Consider the following 16,058-nt stretch of genomic DNA (forward strand, 5'->3'; position numbering starts at 1 on the left):
TTACTATTATTATACCATATATCCTATGATTGTCAAATAATCCTGATGTTGAAATCATTTTATATCATCAAGTATTGTAAAAGTAAACAAATAATAAATGAAGAGAGTCCATGAAGCACTCTTGCGATGAAATATTTTCTAAAAGAATAGGGGATACCATCTAAAATATTATCCACTTGCATTAAAACTGATAATCCTGAAAATGATAAATAAAAGCTGACAAAGGGATAGACAAGCATATGTTGATATTGTAATAATTGAATAGAACCGGAACTGAATTCTAAAAAACCTTTGATGATATTTAAAAGAAATGGGTTATGAATAATGGCCTGTAAGCTATAACCAATAAATTGAAAGACAAGCATATAGCCTAAAATAAATATAAAGGCTGTTAAAGAAGATGTAATACTTTTTTTTAGGGCTTCTACAAATCGCATCTGGGGATGAATGATCGGCTGAATACTTTCATGAAAAGACATCCATTGGTAATCTTGATGATAAAAGACAGCTTTGATTATACTTGGAAGAATATGACTTATATAAATCATCTGTGCAATGGAAAAAGGCAGTTTTAGGGAAACAAAGATAAAGCTTAATGATGAAAAGGATGCTATGGAGAGAAGATGTTGTAGTTGAGAAATATTAATATAACCTAATTCATAGGATTCTCTTAACATTTTTGCATTGGTTGGATAACCACAGAAAAAGGAAACAAAATAAAGAGAAGACATATGTGGTGTTAAATGAAAAAGTGGTGAAAAGAGAAATTGGATAAAATAACTGATGAGTTGAAAGATACCTAAAGATAAACATAAAGAAATTAAAATCATAAAGGGTAATAAAGATGGTAATAAATTAGTAAGGACAATCTGAATGACCTGTGAAGATACTTTGACAATCTGGAACATATTGAAAAAAGAAAAAAGAGTTGTAAAAAGAACAAGACAAAGTGTAAAATAATAATTAGCTTTTTTCATAAAGACTCCTTATTTGAAAGAGGTGAATAAAGATGAAGGGAATATTAGTTGGTGTTCAATATCCACAGATGACATATGATTTTGATATATCTATGCAGGAGTTAAAACAATTGGCTTATGCCTGTGATATTGAAGTCAAAGCTGTGGTGACACAAAACTTAGATACGATTTCTCCTCAATATTATATTGGTAAAGGGAAAGTCATGGAAATTAAAGAATTAGTAGAACAAGATGATATTGTGATTTTTAATGAAGAATTGACACCTTTGCAGATCAAAAACTTAACTGATCAATGTCAGGTAGAAGTGACTGATCGTAGTGATTTGATATTACGTATATTTGCTTCAAGAGCGAAAACAAAAGAAGCCAAATTAGAAGTCGGCATAGCCAGACTTCAATACTTACTTCCCAGATTAGCAGGAATGAAACAGAATCTTTATTCTCAACAGGGAGGTATGGGTTTTCGTGGTAGTGGAGAAAAGCAGATTGAATTAGATCGTCGTCGTATTCGTCGTCAATTAACGCAGGCTAAACGTGAATTAGCGATGATTGAAAAACAGCGTCAGACACAAAGACAGTTACGAAAACATCACCAGGAAAAAGTGGTTTGTTTAGTGGGATATACAAATAGTGGTAAATCTTCTTTATTGAATGCTTTGACTTCTAAAAAGGTCTATGAAAAAGATATGCTTTTTGCGACTTTACAGACATCATCAAGACGTGTTTATATGAAAAAGCATCATGTCATCATGAGTGATACAGTTGGTTTTATTCATCAGTTGCCACATTCATTTGTGCAATCTTTTCGTTCAACATTAGAAGAAGTGAAAGATGCTGATTTGCTTATTCATGTGATTGATGCGTCTTCACCTTATTACCATAATCAAATAGAAACAACTTTATCAGTTCTTAAAGAACTTGATGCTTTGGATATTCCAATGATTTATGTTTATAATAAAATGGATTTGGTTCATCAGCCCATTGTTCATGAACAGGGTATATGCATAGATGTTTCAGTGAAAGAGAAAAAGCATTTAGATGATTTAGAAAATATGATCATTGATATTCTCTTTAAAGATTATGAATTGATAAGTGTTTATATTCCTTATGAAGAAGGGCATATTTTTAGTGAAATAGAATATCAATATGAAATACTTCATACTGAATATTTAGAAAAAGAAATCTATGTCAGCTTTTATGTGAATCAAAAACATAAACAGCGTTATCTTCCATATATGAAAAAAACGGATAGTTTACAATAAAATGAGCTATCCGTTTTATTATGAATATTTTTTATAAACAAAAGGTTTATGAATATTGTCTCCTGTTTATAAAGCAAATGATACTACCAATTAAAAAGAGAAATAATAAACTGATTTGTAAAAATCTTTTCATTGAAATAACCTCCTTTATTAAAATATAAAAAATAAATAACAAAGAATCATAGAGTAAATATGGAAAATCATGTAAAAATGATATGAAAAAAACATAGAATATATCTATGCTTGAATGTTTTTTTGAATTGTTTGAATAATGCCACGATAGTTTTTCGTCGCAAATAAAGTTGCATCAATACAATAAACTGGAATTTGATGTTGGGTATAAGCTAGAATTTCAGGTTCCATATGTGCAATTTGTGGTGCCAGATACAAGGCATCATAGTTTTGATAATTTTGATAAAGCTGATCTAATGATAATGAAACGAGCTGAAAATGTAGGTTTTCCAGTTCACAGACTTGTTGCATTTCTTCAATGAATACAGAAGTTGATAAACCACCAGTACAACAGAGCGCAATTTTCCATTCTTTTTGTTGGGTATACTGAATGATGGTTTGATAAAATTTATGGAATAAGTGATAACATTGTGCCAAATCAGTAATCGTAAAATGTAAATAAAAGACAAGTTTTTCATCTTTGATACGCAAAATCTCTTCTTCTACGATATTATTATACCAAATCGTTATTTTCCCTTTCACTTTTGTTGTAGACAAACAGATAACTTTTAATTTTTCATTTTCTGTTTCTACATGATACTGGATATGATCTTGTTGGTATTGTTTATCATGACACAGAATCCATTTAAAAAATAATTGATTATAAATTGTACGATAGAATTCATCAAACATCATTTTCTCACCTACTTCTTTTATCATATACTATTTTTTAAAAAATAGATAATTTTTACAAAAAAAGAAAAGAAACATTGTAAATGAACAGAACAACACAATGAATTTGCATAACTTATAAATGGAAGGAGGGAAATTTATGAAACGTTCTCGTGTGTGCAATACTGCACAAGTGAAAACGTCTTGTCATACAAGTGTCAGCAATGATGTGGAAACTTTAGTGAAAAAACCACTTCATATTTGTAAAAAAGTAGATAAAGAAGAAGCATGTCAGGGAGAAACACTCACTTATACAATTAAAATTAAAAATCCATCATTGGTAAAAGAAACACAAGTTGTCTTTAGTGATTATATGGATGAAAATGTGGAATATGTGGAAGACTCATTTTATGTTAATGGTCATGAACAAACACCCGCAATTGATAATCATACACTTTATTATGTGATTCCATCTATTGATCCAATGTCAACTACTGAAATTGTTTTCCAAGTGCGTATTACAGAATAGAGGTCTTTGACCTCTATTTCTCTTTTAAAGAGATAATTTTTTTTAAAATAAAAGTGGGTTTAGTTTATAAAAAAATATAATTATGATAGAATGTAATGGGGTGATGATATATGGAAAAAAGAATATTTGTTATATCAGATCTTCATGGACAATTTGTATTGCTTCAATTGTTATTAGAGCGTATTGGTTTTACTGAAAATGATGAACTTTATATATTAGGGGATATTATGGATCGTGGACCTAATAGTATTGATATTTATTATTTTGTAAAGGCGATGGATAATATTCATATGATTAAGGGTAATCATGAAATTATGATGCGTCAATCTATGCTGGCTGCTTTGAAATATAATGATTTGGATTCAGAAAGATCGAACCCATATCGTTTATGGAAACAAAATGGTGGGCATAAAACAATTGATAGTATTAGAGAGTATTTACAAAAAGATTACATTCCTTATGAAGAGTATTTTGATTTAAAACGTATGTTTATCAAAGAATTAATTTCATTTATTGATTCATTGCCAAGTTATTATGAATTAGATTTGAATGGAAAGCACTATGTATTGGTACATGCTGGGGTAGACCCAGAAATCCCATTAGAAGAAAATGATGAAGAAATTTTGGCATGGATTCGAGAATATTTCTATTTGAATGAAGCAAATCCAGATTACACGTACATCTTTGGACATACACCTTGTTGCTTTATTAATGATGATCATTCATTTGATATCTGGTATGATCCAGATTATCATAATAAAATTGCAATTGATGGTGGTTTGGCAGTAGGGAATAAAGGTCAGCTGAATTGTTTATGTTTAACAAACGGTGAGGTTACAGTCATTAAATATGAGGAAGGACAATCTCAATGAGAAGTGCCTTCTATAATTTGATAAACTTCATCAATATGACAAATATTCATGATGTTTATTGGGGTGCAGCAAAGAAAATATTACAGAATATTTATAAGATTCCAGAGAGTAGTATTACTGATGTTGCGAAAATGTGTTATGTATCCACAGCAACTATTTCCAGACTTTGTCGTAAATTGAATTATGAATCATTTGCTGATTTTAAAAAAGATGTGACAATGAATCTTCATTATTTTAATCAAGATGCAAAAAGATTACTTTTTGATCATCAGCTTCCATCACCTGAAACAATAGGAGAAGGAAAAGAAATTTTTAAGAATCATTTTCAAAATGTAATTCGCAATCTTCAGGATACGTATGATAATATTCGTTATGAAGATTTGATCTATATTGTAGATAAAATTCATGATGCCAAACATATCTGTTTTGCAGGTAATTTCTTTACTCAGTCAGTGTCAATGCAATTACAGATTGAACTTTGTTATTTGGGTAAAGATTGTGTGGCTATGTATCCTTTAGAACAACAAAAAAACATTTATAAAACTTTAAAGGATTGTGATTTAATTATTGTATCTTCTATTGCTGGTGGTTTTTTCAAAGATCATATTGAAACAATGAGAGAACTGGTGAAGACAGAAGCATATGTGATTGCTATTACACAATTAGAGGAGTTTCCATATAGTGATAAGGTCGATATGATTTTAAGAGTAGGAAATGATCATCATTCATTGATTGGTAAATTTTCTATTACATATATCTTTGAAGTATTAGAAGCCTTATATCATCTTAAATACGGTATGAAAAGCAATGAAAAAAGCAACGATTACTGAGAAGTATCGTTGCTTTTTGAAGTTAAGACAACAAAATTCACCTGATTTGGACATAACACTTTATATGGGAATGAAGAAGGACCACTTAATCCATTAGAAACGATTAATGTCGCATTTTTTTCTTCATATTTTCCATGATTATAAGTCTTAGCTCCCTCAATTGGGAACATAGCGCCCAAATAAGGCAGATATACAGAACCACCATAACTATGTCCTGATAATTGTAAATCCACAACATTTTTGGCTTGTGTAAATGTATCAGGCTGGTGTGAAATGCCAAGAATCAATTTATCTTGAGATGTTTTAAATTGAGAAAAATCATATTCATCATCATAGGCAACTAAAGTAAAATTGGTTTCCTTATAATAAATAGGTCTTGTTTCATTGCTGAGAACTTCAAAACCACCATTATTCAACACTTGTGTGACTTCTAATGATGAAGCTTCATCATGTTCACCAAGAACAGCTAATTTACCATACTGACATTGAATCTTTTTTAAGATTTGAGAAACTTCATCAGCTTTAAAAACTTGTTCATCATATAAATCTCCACCAAAGATAACCATATCAAATGGATATTCATTTAATTCATCAACAATTTTTTCAAAACGTGTGATGCTATCTTGGTCAGTGAGATTAACATCTGATATGAAAGCAATTTTAAAGCCATTTAATTGTGAAGAAACAAGAGAACTTATATATTTTTGTTCATAAAATTCATAATCTTCTGGTGAAATGGCATAAACATAATAACCGAGAAAACATAAACCAAAGACGATTAATAATAAAATTAATCGTCTAATCAGCTTTTTCATACTTTTTTATTCATAATGACAGGAATAATCATTGGATTTCTTTTTGTTTTCTGATAGAAATAAGGAGCCAATGTATCCCTGATTGTATTTTTGATTTCACCAAAAGTTGTTTTTCTTTTTAATAATTTAGAAAGTTCTCGACTAACCAACAACTCAGCTTCACGAATCATATCCTTGCTATCTTGCATATACACAAAACCACGTGACATAATGATTGGTTTATTTAATAAACATCCTCCGCGAGAGTCCATAGAAATAAGGACTGAAACCATACCATCTTCACTTAAAATCTGACGGTCCCTTAAAACAGCAGTAGATAAACCAGTAATATCATTACCATCTACATAGATATCATCAACATGAATACGTGGTCCAAGACGTGCTTCTTCATTGTGTAAAAGAATAGAATCACCATTAGATAAAACAAAGGCGTTTCCTTTTGTGAGTCCAACTTCTTCAAATAACTTCGCATGAATTTTTAACATACGGTATTCCCCATGAACCGGGAAGAAATATTTAGGTCGTGTTAATAATAACATTAATTTTTGTTCCTCTTGAGAGGCATGTCCTGAAGTATGTAAGTTATTGATGGCTTCATTAGTTAAAACTCTGGCACCAGCACGGTATAATTTATTGATAACCTTGCTGACACTGCTGGCATTTCCAGGAATTGGATTTGATGAAAAGACAACAGTATCTCCTGGTTTAATAGAAACTTGACGATGTGTTCCATTCGCAATTCGGCTTAATGCAGCAAGCGCTTCTCCTTGGCTACCAGTACATAGAATTAAAATTTCATTATCAGGTAAGTTTTTAGCTTCATCATTTTTAATAAAGAAACGGTCAGGACATTTAATATATCCCAGTTTTCTAGAAACCTGAATATTGTTTTCCATAGAACGACCAAATACTAAAATCTTACGATTGAATTTAACAGCCGCATCAATAATCTGTTGAACACGGTGGACGTTAGAAGCGAATGTCGCAACAATTAAGCGACCTTCCGTCTTTCTGAATTCTTCTTGTACACTATAAGCAACCTGTTTTTCGCTAATGGAGAAGTTAGGAACTTCAGCGTTCGTAGAATCACTTAAAAGAAGAGTCACACCTGTTTCACCTAAAAAGGACATAACCTGAAAATCAGCAGGATCACCAACTGGCGTTAAATCAAATTTAAAATCTCCAGTCGAAACAATGCGACCATTAGGTGTATTCACAACAATTCCTAAAGATTCAGGAATAGAGTGGTTGGTTTTAAAGAAACCAATATTAAAATATTTTGTTTTAACTTGTGATAAATTATTGATTTGAATCAATTTTGTGGCTTGAGTTAAACGTTTTTCTTCAAGCTTTCTTCTAATCATGGCACAAGCTAATGGTGAAGCATATATAAAAGGAATGTTCACAACCTGTAATAGAAAAGGAATTCCTCCAATATGATCTTCATGTCCATGTGTAATCAATAAAGCTTTAATTTTCTTTTGGTTACGTTTTAAATATGTATAGTCTGGAATGACGTAATCAATTCCAGGAAGTCCATCTTCTGCAAATTTAACACCGGCATCAATAATGACCAATTCATCATTGTGTTCAATGCAATACATATTTTTTCCAACTTCGTTAAGACCACCTAAGGCAAAAACTTTTGTATCAGTGGATAATGATTCTTTTTTGTGTTTGTTTTTATTATTATAGGATGTTCTTCTTTGAAAAGAACGTTTTTGAGGCATATCTGCCATTCATTCTCACCTTTCTTTCTATCGATTTATAATGGATGTCTTTTTGAGATAGTTTTCAACAGCATGATGAAAGTATCTATACTTATATATATTATACCATTTTTCATATGTTTTTTCATCAGTGCTCTCTATTTTATCTATTATTATGATAAAAAACTGTTGAAAAATGAAAATCTATCTTATTGACATACTGTATCATAACTGAAAATATAGTGAAATGCAAATAGAAGATACGAATTTAACAAAAAAGCTACTCCTTTGAGTAGCCGTTAAATCTTTTTACATGCACCAATAGCTAAAGAATGAGGTCCAATATGACAAGCAACACTTAATGAAAGTGGGTCACAAATGACTTCATGATTTGGGAAAGCTTCTTCCACTTCTTTTTTGAATTCAAGTGCCAAATCTCTATCATATGTATAAGCAATCATGATATGAGCCTCTGACATATCTTCATGTATGGGATCAATACGTTCTTTAATATCTTTTTGAAGGGCTTCAATCATTATTTTTGATGCCTTTTGCATTGTACGTGTTTTTTGGAAAGAATCTAATTTTTCACCTTGAATTGTGAGAACAGGTTTGATTTTTAATAATCCTCCTAAGGCTGCAGCAGCTGGTGTAATACGACCACCTTTTTTTAAATATTCCAAAGTGTTCACAGTAATATAGATAGATGCATTGAATTTATTTTCCATTAAGATATCATGAATTTCTTTTGCATCTTTACCTTGTTTCGCTAATGCCATGGCATCCAAAACATCCCGTTTTTGAGTCACAGAAATACGTTGTGAGTCTACAACAAAGACTTTTCCTTTATAATCTTCATCATCAGCTAACATCATAGCAGTCTGGCAAGAACCACTTAAACCACTTGACATTGGAATATGCACAATCTGATCATAATCTTCTAAAATACGATCAAAGAAAGCCGTCACTTCTCCAGCGGCTGGCTGTGAAGTAAAAACTTCAGCTCCATTCATTAACTTATCATAAAACTCTTCTTGAGTCAGATTGATATCTTCTTTATATTCCTGACCATCAATAGTAAAAGGCATAGGTAAAACAAAAATTCCTAATTCCTTGGCTTCACTTTGCGTAATTCCACTATTACTGTCAGTCATAATTGCTACTTTCATGAAATTCCTCCTTATGTTAATAATATTATTGTATCTAAATAAAAAAATAATGCAACTCTTTTTGTGCATTGAGATATATTTCTAGGGTGAAAATAATAATGATATATTCATATAAAATTGCAAAAAAGATATGATATAGATTGTGAATGTGATAAGATAATGAAAAAAGAAAAGAGGAATGAAAATGCTAGATCGATTGATTGAAAAATATGCTGGCTTTGGTATGAGTGTCATAGAAGCTACCATTATATTTATAGTTGGATGGTATGCTGTGAAAATAATATTACATATTCTTTCAAAGATGATGAGAAGAAGTCAGATTGATGCGATTATTGAGAATTTTGTTATATCTATATTAAATATAGGATTAAAAATCATTGTGATTATAACTGTCATTGCACAGTTAGGTGTACCTACAACATCATTAGTAGCTGTTTTAACAACAGCTGGAGCTGCTATTGCATTAGGCTTGCAAGACTCTATGAAAGGTATTGCTTCAGGTATTACGATTTTATTTTCTAAACCATTTATTAAAGGAGATATTATAGAAATAGATGGCTATGTAGGAACAGTTCAGGAAATACAGCTTCTCTATACAATTGTCATGACATTTGATAATAAAATGGTTGTTATTCCTAATAATGATCTGGTTTCATCTAGTTTTGTCAATTATTCACATGAAGATATCCGTCGTGTGACTATGACGGTAGAATTACATCCTGATAGCGATGTTCAAAAATTTAAGAGTGCTCTTATGAAAGTTATAGATCAGCATCCATATGCTTTAAAGGAACCAGCACCAGTTGTGAAAATTGGCGAATATAAAGAAAGAAGTGTTTCCATGCAAATATGGGTATGGTCTAAAAATGAATATTTTTATGATTTGAATGATGATTTGTGGGTAGCAGTCAGAGATATTTTCAAAGAACAAAATATCAAAATTCCATCACAACAAATTGATGTCCATATTCAACAAAATGATATAAAATCATAGAAAAAATGTTTAAACATTCATACAATACCGATATAATTGTATACAGATGTCAAAAAATAATATCTATATTTAGTTAAAATACAAAAAAACGTGTGTTTCGGTTGGGTTATGACAAAAAAGCAAAAAAACATTAAAAAAAGTATAGCAATCTTAAAAGAGTTGTGATATATTAGTAGAAAATAACTAACGTGATTGGTTATTTTGGAGGAGGGAAATTAAATAATGAAAAAGAATTGGTTTGCAAAAGCTGCCGCTTCTGTAACATGCTTAGCTATGTTAGTTGGATGTGGTAGTGGTGGATCAGCTGGCGCTAATGAGATCACTATCAATTTAGGATCAGAACCACCTGAAATGGACTCTATTTTAACAACATCTTCAGGATCAATGAACGTTTTACGTCACTGTGTTGAAGGTTTAGTTAGCTTAGATGCCAATGATGAAGCTGTACCTGGTATGGCAGAAAGCTGGGATGTATCAGATGATCAAAAAACTTATACATTCCATTTAAGAAAAGGAGCAAAATGGAGTAACGGGGAAGAAGTTACTGCTGAAGACTTCGTATTTGCATGGAATCAACATTTCAATGCAAGAACTGGTGCACCTTATGCATCAACTTGGATGACTAAAATTGCAGGAGCAGAAGATATTTATACTGCAACTGCTGCAAAAGTAGATCCAGACAATGAAAAATCAGATTATAAAATGGCTGAAGCTGATATTCCAGCTTATATTGAAGAACATGCTGGATGGAAAGCAGTAGATAAGTATACTTTCCAAGTAACATTTACTGGTCCATTCCAATACGCTGTTGTATTGATGGCATTCCCATCATTCTTCCCAGTAAATCAAAAGGCTTATGAAGCAGCTGGGGAAAATAAAAAATATGGTACTGATGCTGATAAATTAGCATATAATGGTCCATTTACAATTACTTCATGGGTTCATGAAGACAGTATTGTCTTAGAAAAAAATCCAGATTACTGGAATGCTGAAAATATTAAATTAGACAAAATCACTATGAGAATGATCAGTCAAGAAAATACTGCTATTAATGAATTTAATAATGGTTCTATTGATATGATCGGGTTAACAGGTGACAATATTGCACAATTTGAAAATGCTCAAGGATTTGATGATGGTGGAGCTTGGTATCTTGAATTTAATTCACAAGAAAAACCATACAATAACGCTAAAGTTCGTAAAGCTTTAACTTTAGGTGTTGATGCTCAAAAAATGGTTGATACTATTGTTCAAAATGACTCTAAAGTAGCAACTACATTCACACCACCAGCTGTAGCTCAAGGTGCCTTCACTGAATACTGTGGAGATATTTTCCAACATGTAACTAATAATGATTATAGTGAAGCAAAAGCATTATTAGAAGAAGGATTAAAAGAAGAAAAATTAACACTTGCAGAATTCTCACCAGAATTACTTTGTGATGATTCAAGTGCTGCAAAACAACAAGCTGAATTCCTTCAAGCACAATTAAAAGAAAACTTAGGTGTAAGTGTACAAATTAAACAAGTCACATATAAAACAAGATTAGCAAATATGGATAAAGGTGAATTTGAAATCGTATTTGCTGGATGGTCACCAGATTACAATGACCCAATGACTTATCTTGATATGTGGGTAACTGGAAATGGTAATAACCACGGTAAATGGTCTAATGCTGAATATGATAAGATCATCGAAGAAGCTTCTCAAATTGCTGATAAAGATGCTTATTATGCTAAATTAAAAGAAGCTGAAGAAATCTTAGCTGAAGAATGTCCAATTGGATTCATTTATGATAGACAAACAAGTTATGTAACAAGCGATAGATTAAAAGGTGTTATTAGAACTGCATTCCAAGACATCAATTTAAACTATGCTTATATTGAAGAATAGTCAAAAGTAATACTGATATTTTTTGAAGAAGATGGGCTATATAATATTGTCTATATAGCCTTTCTTTATTTTAATGTGGAGAAAAATGTCTAGAAAGGTGTGAGTTTATGGGAAAGTATGTATTGAAAAGAATCATATATGCTTTAATAACTATCTTAGTTCTCCTTGCATTGACGTTTATAATGATGCATATGCTACCGGGTGACCCATTTAGTACTGGTAAAGCAATGAGTGAAAGTACAAAACAGGCTTTACGTGAGTTTTATGGGTTAGATAAACCATTAGTAGAACAATTTATAATTTATATTCAAAATGCAATAACAGGAGATTTGGGAATTTCTATCAAATATAACAGACCTGTTATTGATATTATTATGGAGTCATTCCCTGTTTCATTCCAGTTAGGGATGTTCTCATTAATTTTTGCAGTTATTGCAGGAATTGCTTTAGGAGCCATTGCAGCTATTCGTAGAGGAAAGACTGCAGATACTGTTGCTATGACTTTATCTGTTATTGGGGTTTCAATTCCAAACTTTATCGTTGCTGCAATTTTCCAATATTTTTTGGCATTAAAGTTGAATCAGCTGCTGGGAACCCAGATTTTTGCGATTACAGGATGGGGTAATTTGAATCAGATTATTTTACCTGCTTTGGCATTGAGTTTCAGTTCACTAGCAACAGTTTCACGTTTAATGCGTACAAGTATGCTGGATGTTTTAAGTTCTGATTATATTAAAACGGCTAAAGCAAAAGGTTTATCAGAACGTCAGATTTTATGGAAACATGCTTTACGTAATGCGATTATGCCAGTTATTACGGTTTTAGGTCCAATTGCGGCTGCTGTATTAACAGGGGGATTCGTTGTTGAGAATGTGTTTAGTATTCCGGGTATGGGGAAATTCTTCGTATTGGCTATTAAAGAAGCAGATTATACATTAATTGCTGGTACAACATTGTTCTATGGCGCATTCTTAATTATTGCTATATTAATTGTCGATTTATTGTATGGTGTTATTGATCCTCGTATCAATTTAGCAAGTGAAAAGGAGTAGTGTAGAATGAAAAAGAAAGAAATATTAAAACAAGAATTCGTTCCAGAAGAAGCATTATCTCCCGATTGTCATGTTGATGCAGCGGATTTTGAGTGGGTTGGACAAGATAGTGAGAAAATGCAATCTATCACTCGTCCAAGTACAAGTTTCTGGAAAGATGCATTTTCAAGAATTAGAAAAGATAAAGTAGCGATTACATTTTTGGCTATTTTAGCCGTGATGGTTATTTTAGCGATTATTATTCCAGCTGTTTATCCATATAAATTTGATATGACAGATGACCTTCATAAACATGTAGGTATGTTTTTCTCTGGTGATGGCCATTTCCATCTCTTTGGAACTGATTATTTAGGTCGAGATATGTTTGCCAGAATTTGGCGTGGAGCACGTATTTCATTATTTATTGCATTTGCTGCCGTTATTATCAATGTTATTATTGGTGTTATTTATGGTGGTATTGCTGGATATTTTGGTGGTATAGTCGATAACATTTTAATGCGTATCGCTGAAATTATTAATGGTATTCCATACTTATTGATCGTTATCTTATTGATGGTTGTTATGACTGGTGGGGTATTTACAATTATCATTGCTTACTCGCTTGTCGGTTGGGTAGGAACCGCCAGATTAGTACGTGGTGAAGTTATGCGTTTAAAGGAACAGGAGTTTGTTGTTTCTGCAAAAAGTATGGGAGCTTCTTCTGCACGTATTATTAGAAAACATTTAATTCCAAATATTTTATCTATCATTATTGTTAACTTAACATTAGCTATCCCTAATGCTATCTTTACTGAAGCATTCTTATCTTTCTTAGGTTTAGGGGTACCTTTACCTGAAGCTTCATGGGGAACTTTAGCGAGTGATGGAATTCAATATTTCCAACAATATCCTATTGAATTAATTATTCCTGCTATTTTCATTAGTATTACAATGTTAAGCTTTAACTTATTGGGTGATAAGCTTAGAGATGCTTTTGATCCTAAATTAAGGAGGTAACGGATAATGGCAAAAGTATTAGACATCAAAGATTTATATGTTTCATTCGACACATATGCTGGAGAAGTACAGGCTGTAAGAGGTGTTTCTTATTCTGTGGATGAAGGACAAGTTCTTGCAGTTGTTGGTGAATCTGGTTGTGGTAAGAGTGTAACTGCTCAAACAATCATGAAATTAAATCCTATGCCTCCTGCACGTATCAAATATGGAACTTTAACTTTAGGTGATATTGATATTATTAATACACCAGAAGAAGACATGCAAAAGATTCGTGGAAAAGAAGTGAGTATGATTTTCCAAGATCCTATGACATGTTTAAATCCAACAATGAAAGTTGGTAAACAAATTGTTGAAGCAATTGTTCATCATCAACATTTATCTAAAGAAGAAGCACAAAAGAAAGCTATTGAAATGTTGAAATTAGTACAAATTCCAAATGCTGAAGAAAGAGCAAATCAATATCCTCATCAGTTCTCTGGTGGGATGCGTCAACGTGCTATGATTGCGATGGCTCTATCATGTAATCCAAAATTATTGATTGCTGATGAACCAACAACAGCATTAGATGTAACAATTCAAGCTCAGATTATTGATTTATTGGATGATATTAGAAAGAAAACAGGAACTGCAATTGTTTTAATTACTCATGACTTAGGAGTTGTTGCTTCTTTAGCAGATAAAATTGCAGTTATGTATGCAGGAAAAGTTGTTGAAACGGGAACTGCAAATGATATTTTCTATAATCCATCTCATCCATATACAAGTGCATTATTAAACAGTTTACCTAAACACGATACAAATAAATCTGATAAATTATCTTCAATTCCAGGAACACCACCTGATTTATTAGATCCACCAAAAGGTTGTGCTTTTGCATCACGTTGTGAAAAATGTATGAAGATTTGTCAAAAGAAACAACCACCTATTTTCAAATTAAATGATGGTCATGAAGCTTCTTGCTGGTTATTGCATAAAGATTGTCCATCATCTCAAGGAGGAAAATCATAATGGCTGATGAAAATATTTTATTAAAAATTGATAATGTTTCTAAACATTTTAGAGTCAGTGGAGGAATTTTAAAGGCTGTTAATGGTGTAAGTCTTGAAATTAAAAAAGGGGAAACTTTAGGTTTAGTTGGTGAATCTGGTTGTGGTAAATCAACATTAGGTCGTGTTGTTATGGGAATTTATGAACCTACAAAAGGTAAGATTGTTTATAATGGAAAAGAAGTTCATATTAATAATGCAAAAAATCGTTTAGCATATGCAAAACATGCACAGATGATTTTCCAAGATCCATATGCGTCATTGAATCCACGTATGACAGTTGAATCAATTATTGCTGAAGGTATGGAAATTCATGGAATGTACACACCTGAAAAAAGAAAACAAAGAGTTCATGAATTACTTGAACTTGTTGGTTTAAATAAAGAACATGCAAACCGTTTCCCTCATGAGTTCTCAGGTGGTCAACGTCAACGTATTGGTATTGCAAGAGCACTGGCTATTGAACCAGAATTCTTAGTATGTGATGAACCAATCTCTGCTTTGGACGTTTCTATCCAATCACAGGTTATTAACTTATTAATTGATTTACAAAAGAAATTAGGATTAACATATTTATTCATTGCTCATGATTTGGATATTGTAAAATATATTTCTGATCGTATTGCAGTTATGTATTTAGGACATTTGGTTGAATTGGGTTCTAGTGAAGAAGTTTATTCTCACTCTTTACACCCATATTCAGAAGCTTTATTATCAGCTGTACCAATTCCTGATCCAAACTTAGAAAAAGAGAAAAAACGTATTATTCTTGAAGGAGATGTTCCAAGTCCAATTGACTTACCAGCTGGATGTCCATTTGCTGGTAGATGTCGTTATGCTACTGAAGAATGTAGAACAACAAAACCAGAACTTGTTGAAGCAAAACCAGGACATTTTGTGGCTTGTCATCATCCTGTGAAAAGATAAAAAAAGTTTATGAAAATTCATAAACTTTTTTTATATTATAGGAATTTGGTTTCGTTTGGTTGATAAATGCTTAAAGCAAATATTAACAATGAGCAAAATAAAAAGTAATGCACCAGCATTACTCTATTTTTCTGCATGCAAAAA

The 16,058-nt window shown here is 31.7% G+C and carries 15 protein-coding genes; 10 read left to right on the plus strand and 5 right to left on the minus strand.

Annotation, left to right across the window (positions count from 1 at the left end):
* Nucleotides 1-59: 59 nt before the first annotated feature.
* Nucleotides 60-977 (minus strand): hypothetical protein, encoded by a 918-nt coding sequence (locus B5E87_RS08430; protein WP_087244491.1) that lies wholly within the window; start codon nucleotides 975-977, stop codon nucleotides 60-62.
* A 32-nt stretch (nucleotides 978-1,009) separates the two neighbouring features.
* Here B5E87_RS08430 and hflX point away from each other — a divergent pair, with 32 nt between their 5' ends.
* On the plus strand, nucleotides 1,010-2,239 hold the full coding sequence (hflX, locus tag B5E87_RS08435; protein WP_087244492.1) for a GTPase HflX: 1,230 nt from the start codon (nucleotides 1,010-1,012) through the stop codon (nucleotides 2,237-2,239).
* A 237-nt stretch (nucleotides 2,240-2,476) separates the two neighbouring features.
* Here the strand turns inward: hflX and B5E87_RS08440 are convergent, their stop codons facing one another.
* Nucleotides 2,477-3,103 (minus strand): PTS sugar transporter subunit IIB, encoded by a 627-nt coding sequence (locus B5E87_RS08440; protein ID WP_158093999.1) that lies wholly within the window; start codon nucleotides 3,101-3,103, stop codon nucleotides 2,477-2,479.
* A 139-nt stretch (nucleotides 3,104-3,242) separates the two neighbouring features.
* On the opposite strand from B5E87_RS08440, the gene B5E87_RS08445 reads away from it, so the two are divergent.
* From B5E87_RS08445 to B5E87_RS08455, 3 genes are all read left to right on the plus strand, one after another.
* Nucleotides 3,243-3,611: a DUF11 domain-containing protein gene (locus B5E87_RS08445; protein WP_158094000.1), complete on the plus strand. Its 369-nt coding sequence runs from the start codon at nucleotides 3,243-3,245 to the stop codon at nucleotides 3,609-3,611.
* A gap of 110 nt (nucleotides 3,612-3,721) precedes the next feature.
* Nucleotides 3,722-4,483, plus strand: coding sequence for a metallophosphoesterase (locus B5E87_RS08450; RefSeq protein ID WP_087244495.1), 762 nt, complete (start codon nucleotides 3,722-3,724; stop codon nucleotides 4,481-4,483).
* Nucleotides 4,484-4,518: 35 nt separating this feature from the next.
* Nucleotides 4,519-5,313 carry a MurR/RpiR family transcriptional regulator gene (locus tag B5E87_RS08455; protein ID WP_241147153.1) on the plus strand — a complete coding sequence of 265 codons (795 nt, stop codon included), beginning with the start codon at nucleotides 4,519-4,521 and terminating at the stop codon, nucleotides 5,311-5,313.
* Here B5E87_RS08455 and B5E87_RS08460 read toward each other — a convergent pair.
* The 3 genes from B5E87_RS08460 to B5E87_RS08470 form a co-directional block, all read right to left on the minus strand.
* Complete coding sequence (locus B5E87_RS08460; RefSeq protein WP_087244497.1) at nucleotides 5,307-6,128, minus strand: metallophosphoesterase; 822 nt, start codon at nucleotides 6,126-6,128, stop codon at nucleotides 5,307-5,309. The genes B5E87_RS08455 and B5E87_RS08460 overlap by 7 nt on opposite strands.
* Nucleotides 6,125-7,867, minus strand: a complete 1,743-nt coding sequence (rnjA, locus tag B5E87_RS08465) for a ribonuclease J1 (protein WP_087244498.1) — start codon at nucleotides 7,865-7,867, stop codon at nucleotides 6,125-6,127. Before rnjA ends, B5E87_RS08460 begins: the two co-directional genes overlap by 4 nt.
* Before the next feature lie 269 nt (nucleotides 7,868-8,136).
* On the minus strand, nucleotides 8,137-9,006 hold the full coding sequence (locus B5E87_RS08470) for a DegV family protein (protein ID WP_087244499.1): 870 nt from the start codon (nucleotides 9,004-9,006) through the stop codon (nucleotides 8,137-8,139).
* Between the two features lie 184 nt (nucleotides 9,007-9,190).
* Between B5E87_RS08470 and B5E87_RS08475 the strand changes: the two genes are divergently transcribed.
* From B5E87_RS08475 to B5E87_RS08500, 6 genes are all read left to right on the plus strand, one after another.
* Nucleotides 9,191-10,000 carry a mechanosensitive ion channel family protein gene (locus B5E87_RS08475; protein ID WP_241147154.1) on the plus strand — a complete coding sequence of 270 codons (810 nt, stop codon included), beginning with the start codon at nucleotides 9,191-9,193 and terminating at the stop codon, nucleotides 9,998-10,000.
* Between the two features lie 222 nt (nucleotides 10,001-10,222).
* A complete protein-coding gene (locus tag B5E87_RS08480; RefSeq protein WP_087244501.1) occupies nucleotides 10,223-11,893 on the plus strand; it encodes a peptide ABC transporter substrate-binding protein in 1,671 nt (556 codons plus the stop codon).
* 107 nt (nucleotides 11,894-12,000) lie between these two features.
* The gene (locus B5E87_RS08485) at nucleotides 12,001-12,945 is read left to right on the plus strand and encodes an ABC transporter permease (RefSeq protein WP_087244502.1); all 945 of its coding nucleotides are present in this window, start codon (nucleotides 12,001-12,003) and stop codon (nucleotides 12,943-12,945) included.
* 6 nt (nucleotides 12,946-12,951) lie between these two features.
* Nucleotides 12,952-13,941: an ABC transporter permease gene (locus B5E87_RS08490; protein ID WP_087244503.1), complete on the plus strand. Its 990-nt coding sequence runs from the start codon at nucleotides 12,952-12,954 to the stop codon at nucleotides 13,939-13,941.
* Between the two features lie 6 nt (nucleotides 13,942-13,947).
* Entirely contained in the window at nucleotides 13,948-14,949 is a 1,002-nt protein-coding gene (locus tag B5E87_RS08495) for an ABC transporter ATP-binding protein (RefSeq protein WP_164483491.1), read from the plus strand.
* Nucleotides 14,949-15,914 (plus strand): ABC transporter ATP-binding protein, encoded by a 966-nt coding sequence (locus B5E87_RS08500; protein WP_087244505.1) that lies wholly within the window; start codon nucleotides 14,949-14,951, stop codon nucleotides 15,912-15,914. Before B5E87_RS08495 ends, B5E87_RS08500 begins: the two co-directional genes overlap by 1 nt.
* The last annotated feature ends 144 nt before the right edge of the window (nucleotides 15,915-16,058 follow it).

The sequence above is a fragment of the Massilimicrobiota sp. An142 genome (genome assembly GCF_002160725.1).
In the GTDB taxonomy this organism is placed as follows: Bacteria; Bacillota_I; Bacilli_A; order Erysipelotrichales; family Coprobacillaceae; genus Allocoprobacillus; species Allocoprobacillus merdigallinarum.

Bases quoted from the DNA above. Each gene is read 5' to 3' on its own strand.
- B5E87_RS08430 (WP_087244491.1), bottom strand. From the start codon at position 977: ATGAAAAAAGCTAATTATTATTTTACACTTTGTCTTGTTCTTTTTACA.
- hflX (WP_087244492.1), top strand. From the start codon at position 1,010: ATGAAGGGAATATTAGTTGGTGTTCAATATCCACAGATGACATATGAT.
- B5E87_RS08440 (WP_158093999.1), bottom strand. From the start codon at position 3,103: ATGTTTGATGAATTCTATCGTACAATTTATAATCAATTATTTTTTAAA.
- B5E87_RS08445 (WP_158094000.1), top strand. From the start codon at position 3,243: ATGAAACGTTCTCGTGTGTGCAATACTGCACAAGTGAAAACGTCTTGT.
- B5E87_RS08450 (WP_087244495.1), top strand. From the start codon at position 3,722: ATGGAAAAAAGAATATTTGTTATATCAGATCTTCATGGACAATTTGTA.
- B5E87_RS08455 (WP_241147153.1), top strand. From the start codon at position 4,519: ATGACAAATATTCATGATGTTTATTGGGGTGCAGCAAAGAAAATATTA.
- B5E87_RS08460 (WP_087244497.1), bottom strand. From the start codon at position 6,128: ATGAAAAAGCTGATTAGACGATTAATTTTATTATTAATCGTCTTTGGT.
- rnjA (WP_087244498.1), bottom strand. From the start codon at position 7,867: ATGGCAGATATGCCTCAAAAACGTTCTTTTCAAAGAAGAACATCCTAT.
- B5E87_RS08470 (WP_087244499.1), bottom strand. From the start codon at position 9,006: ATGAAAGTAGCAATTATGACTGACAGTAATAGTGGAATTACGCAAAGT.
- B5E87_RS08475 (WP_241147154.1), top strand. From the start codon at position 9,191: ATGCTAGATCGATTGATTGAAAAATATGCTGGCTTTGGTATGAGTGTC.
- B5E87_RS08480 (WP_087244501.1), top strand. From the start codon at position 10,223: ATGAAAAAGAATTGGTTTGCAAAAGCTGCCGCTTCTGTAACATGCTTA.
- B5E87_RS08485 (WP_087244502.1), top strand. From the start codon at position 12,001: ATGGGAAAGTATGTATTGAAAAGAATCATATATGCTTTAATAACTATC.
- B5E87_RS08490 (WP_087244503.1), top strand. From the start codon at position 12,952: ATGAAAAAGAAAGAAATATTAAAACAAGAATTCGTTCCAGAAGAAGCA.
- B5E87_RS08495 (WP_164483491.1), top strand. From the start codon at position 13,948: ATGGCAAAAGTATTAGACATCAAAGATTTATATGTTTCATTCGACACA.
- B5E87_RS08500 (WP_087244505.1), top strand. From the start codon at position 14,949: ATGGCTGATGAAAATATTTTATTAAAAATTGATAATGTTTCTAAACAT.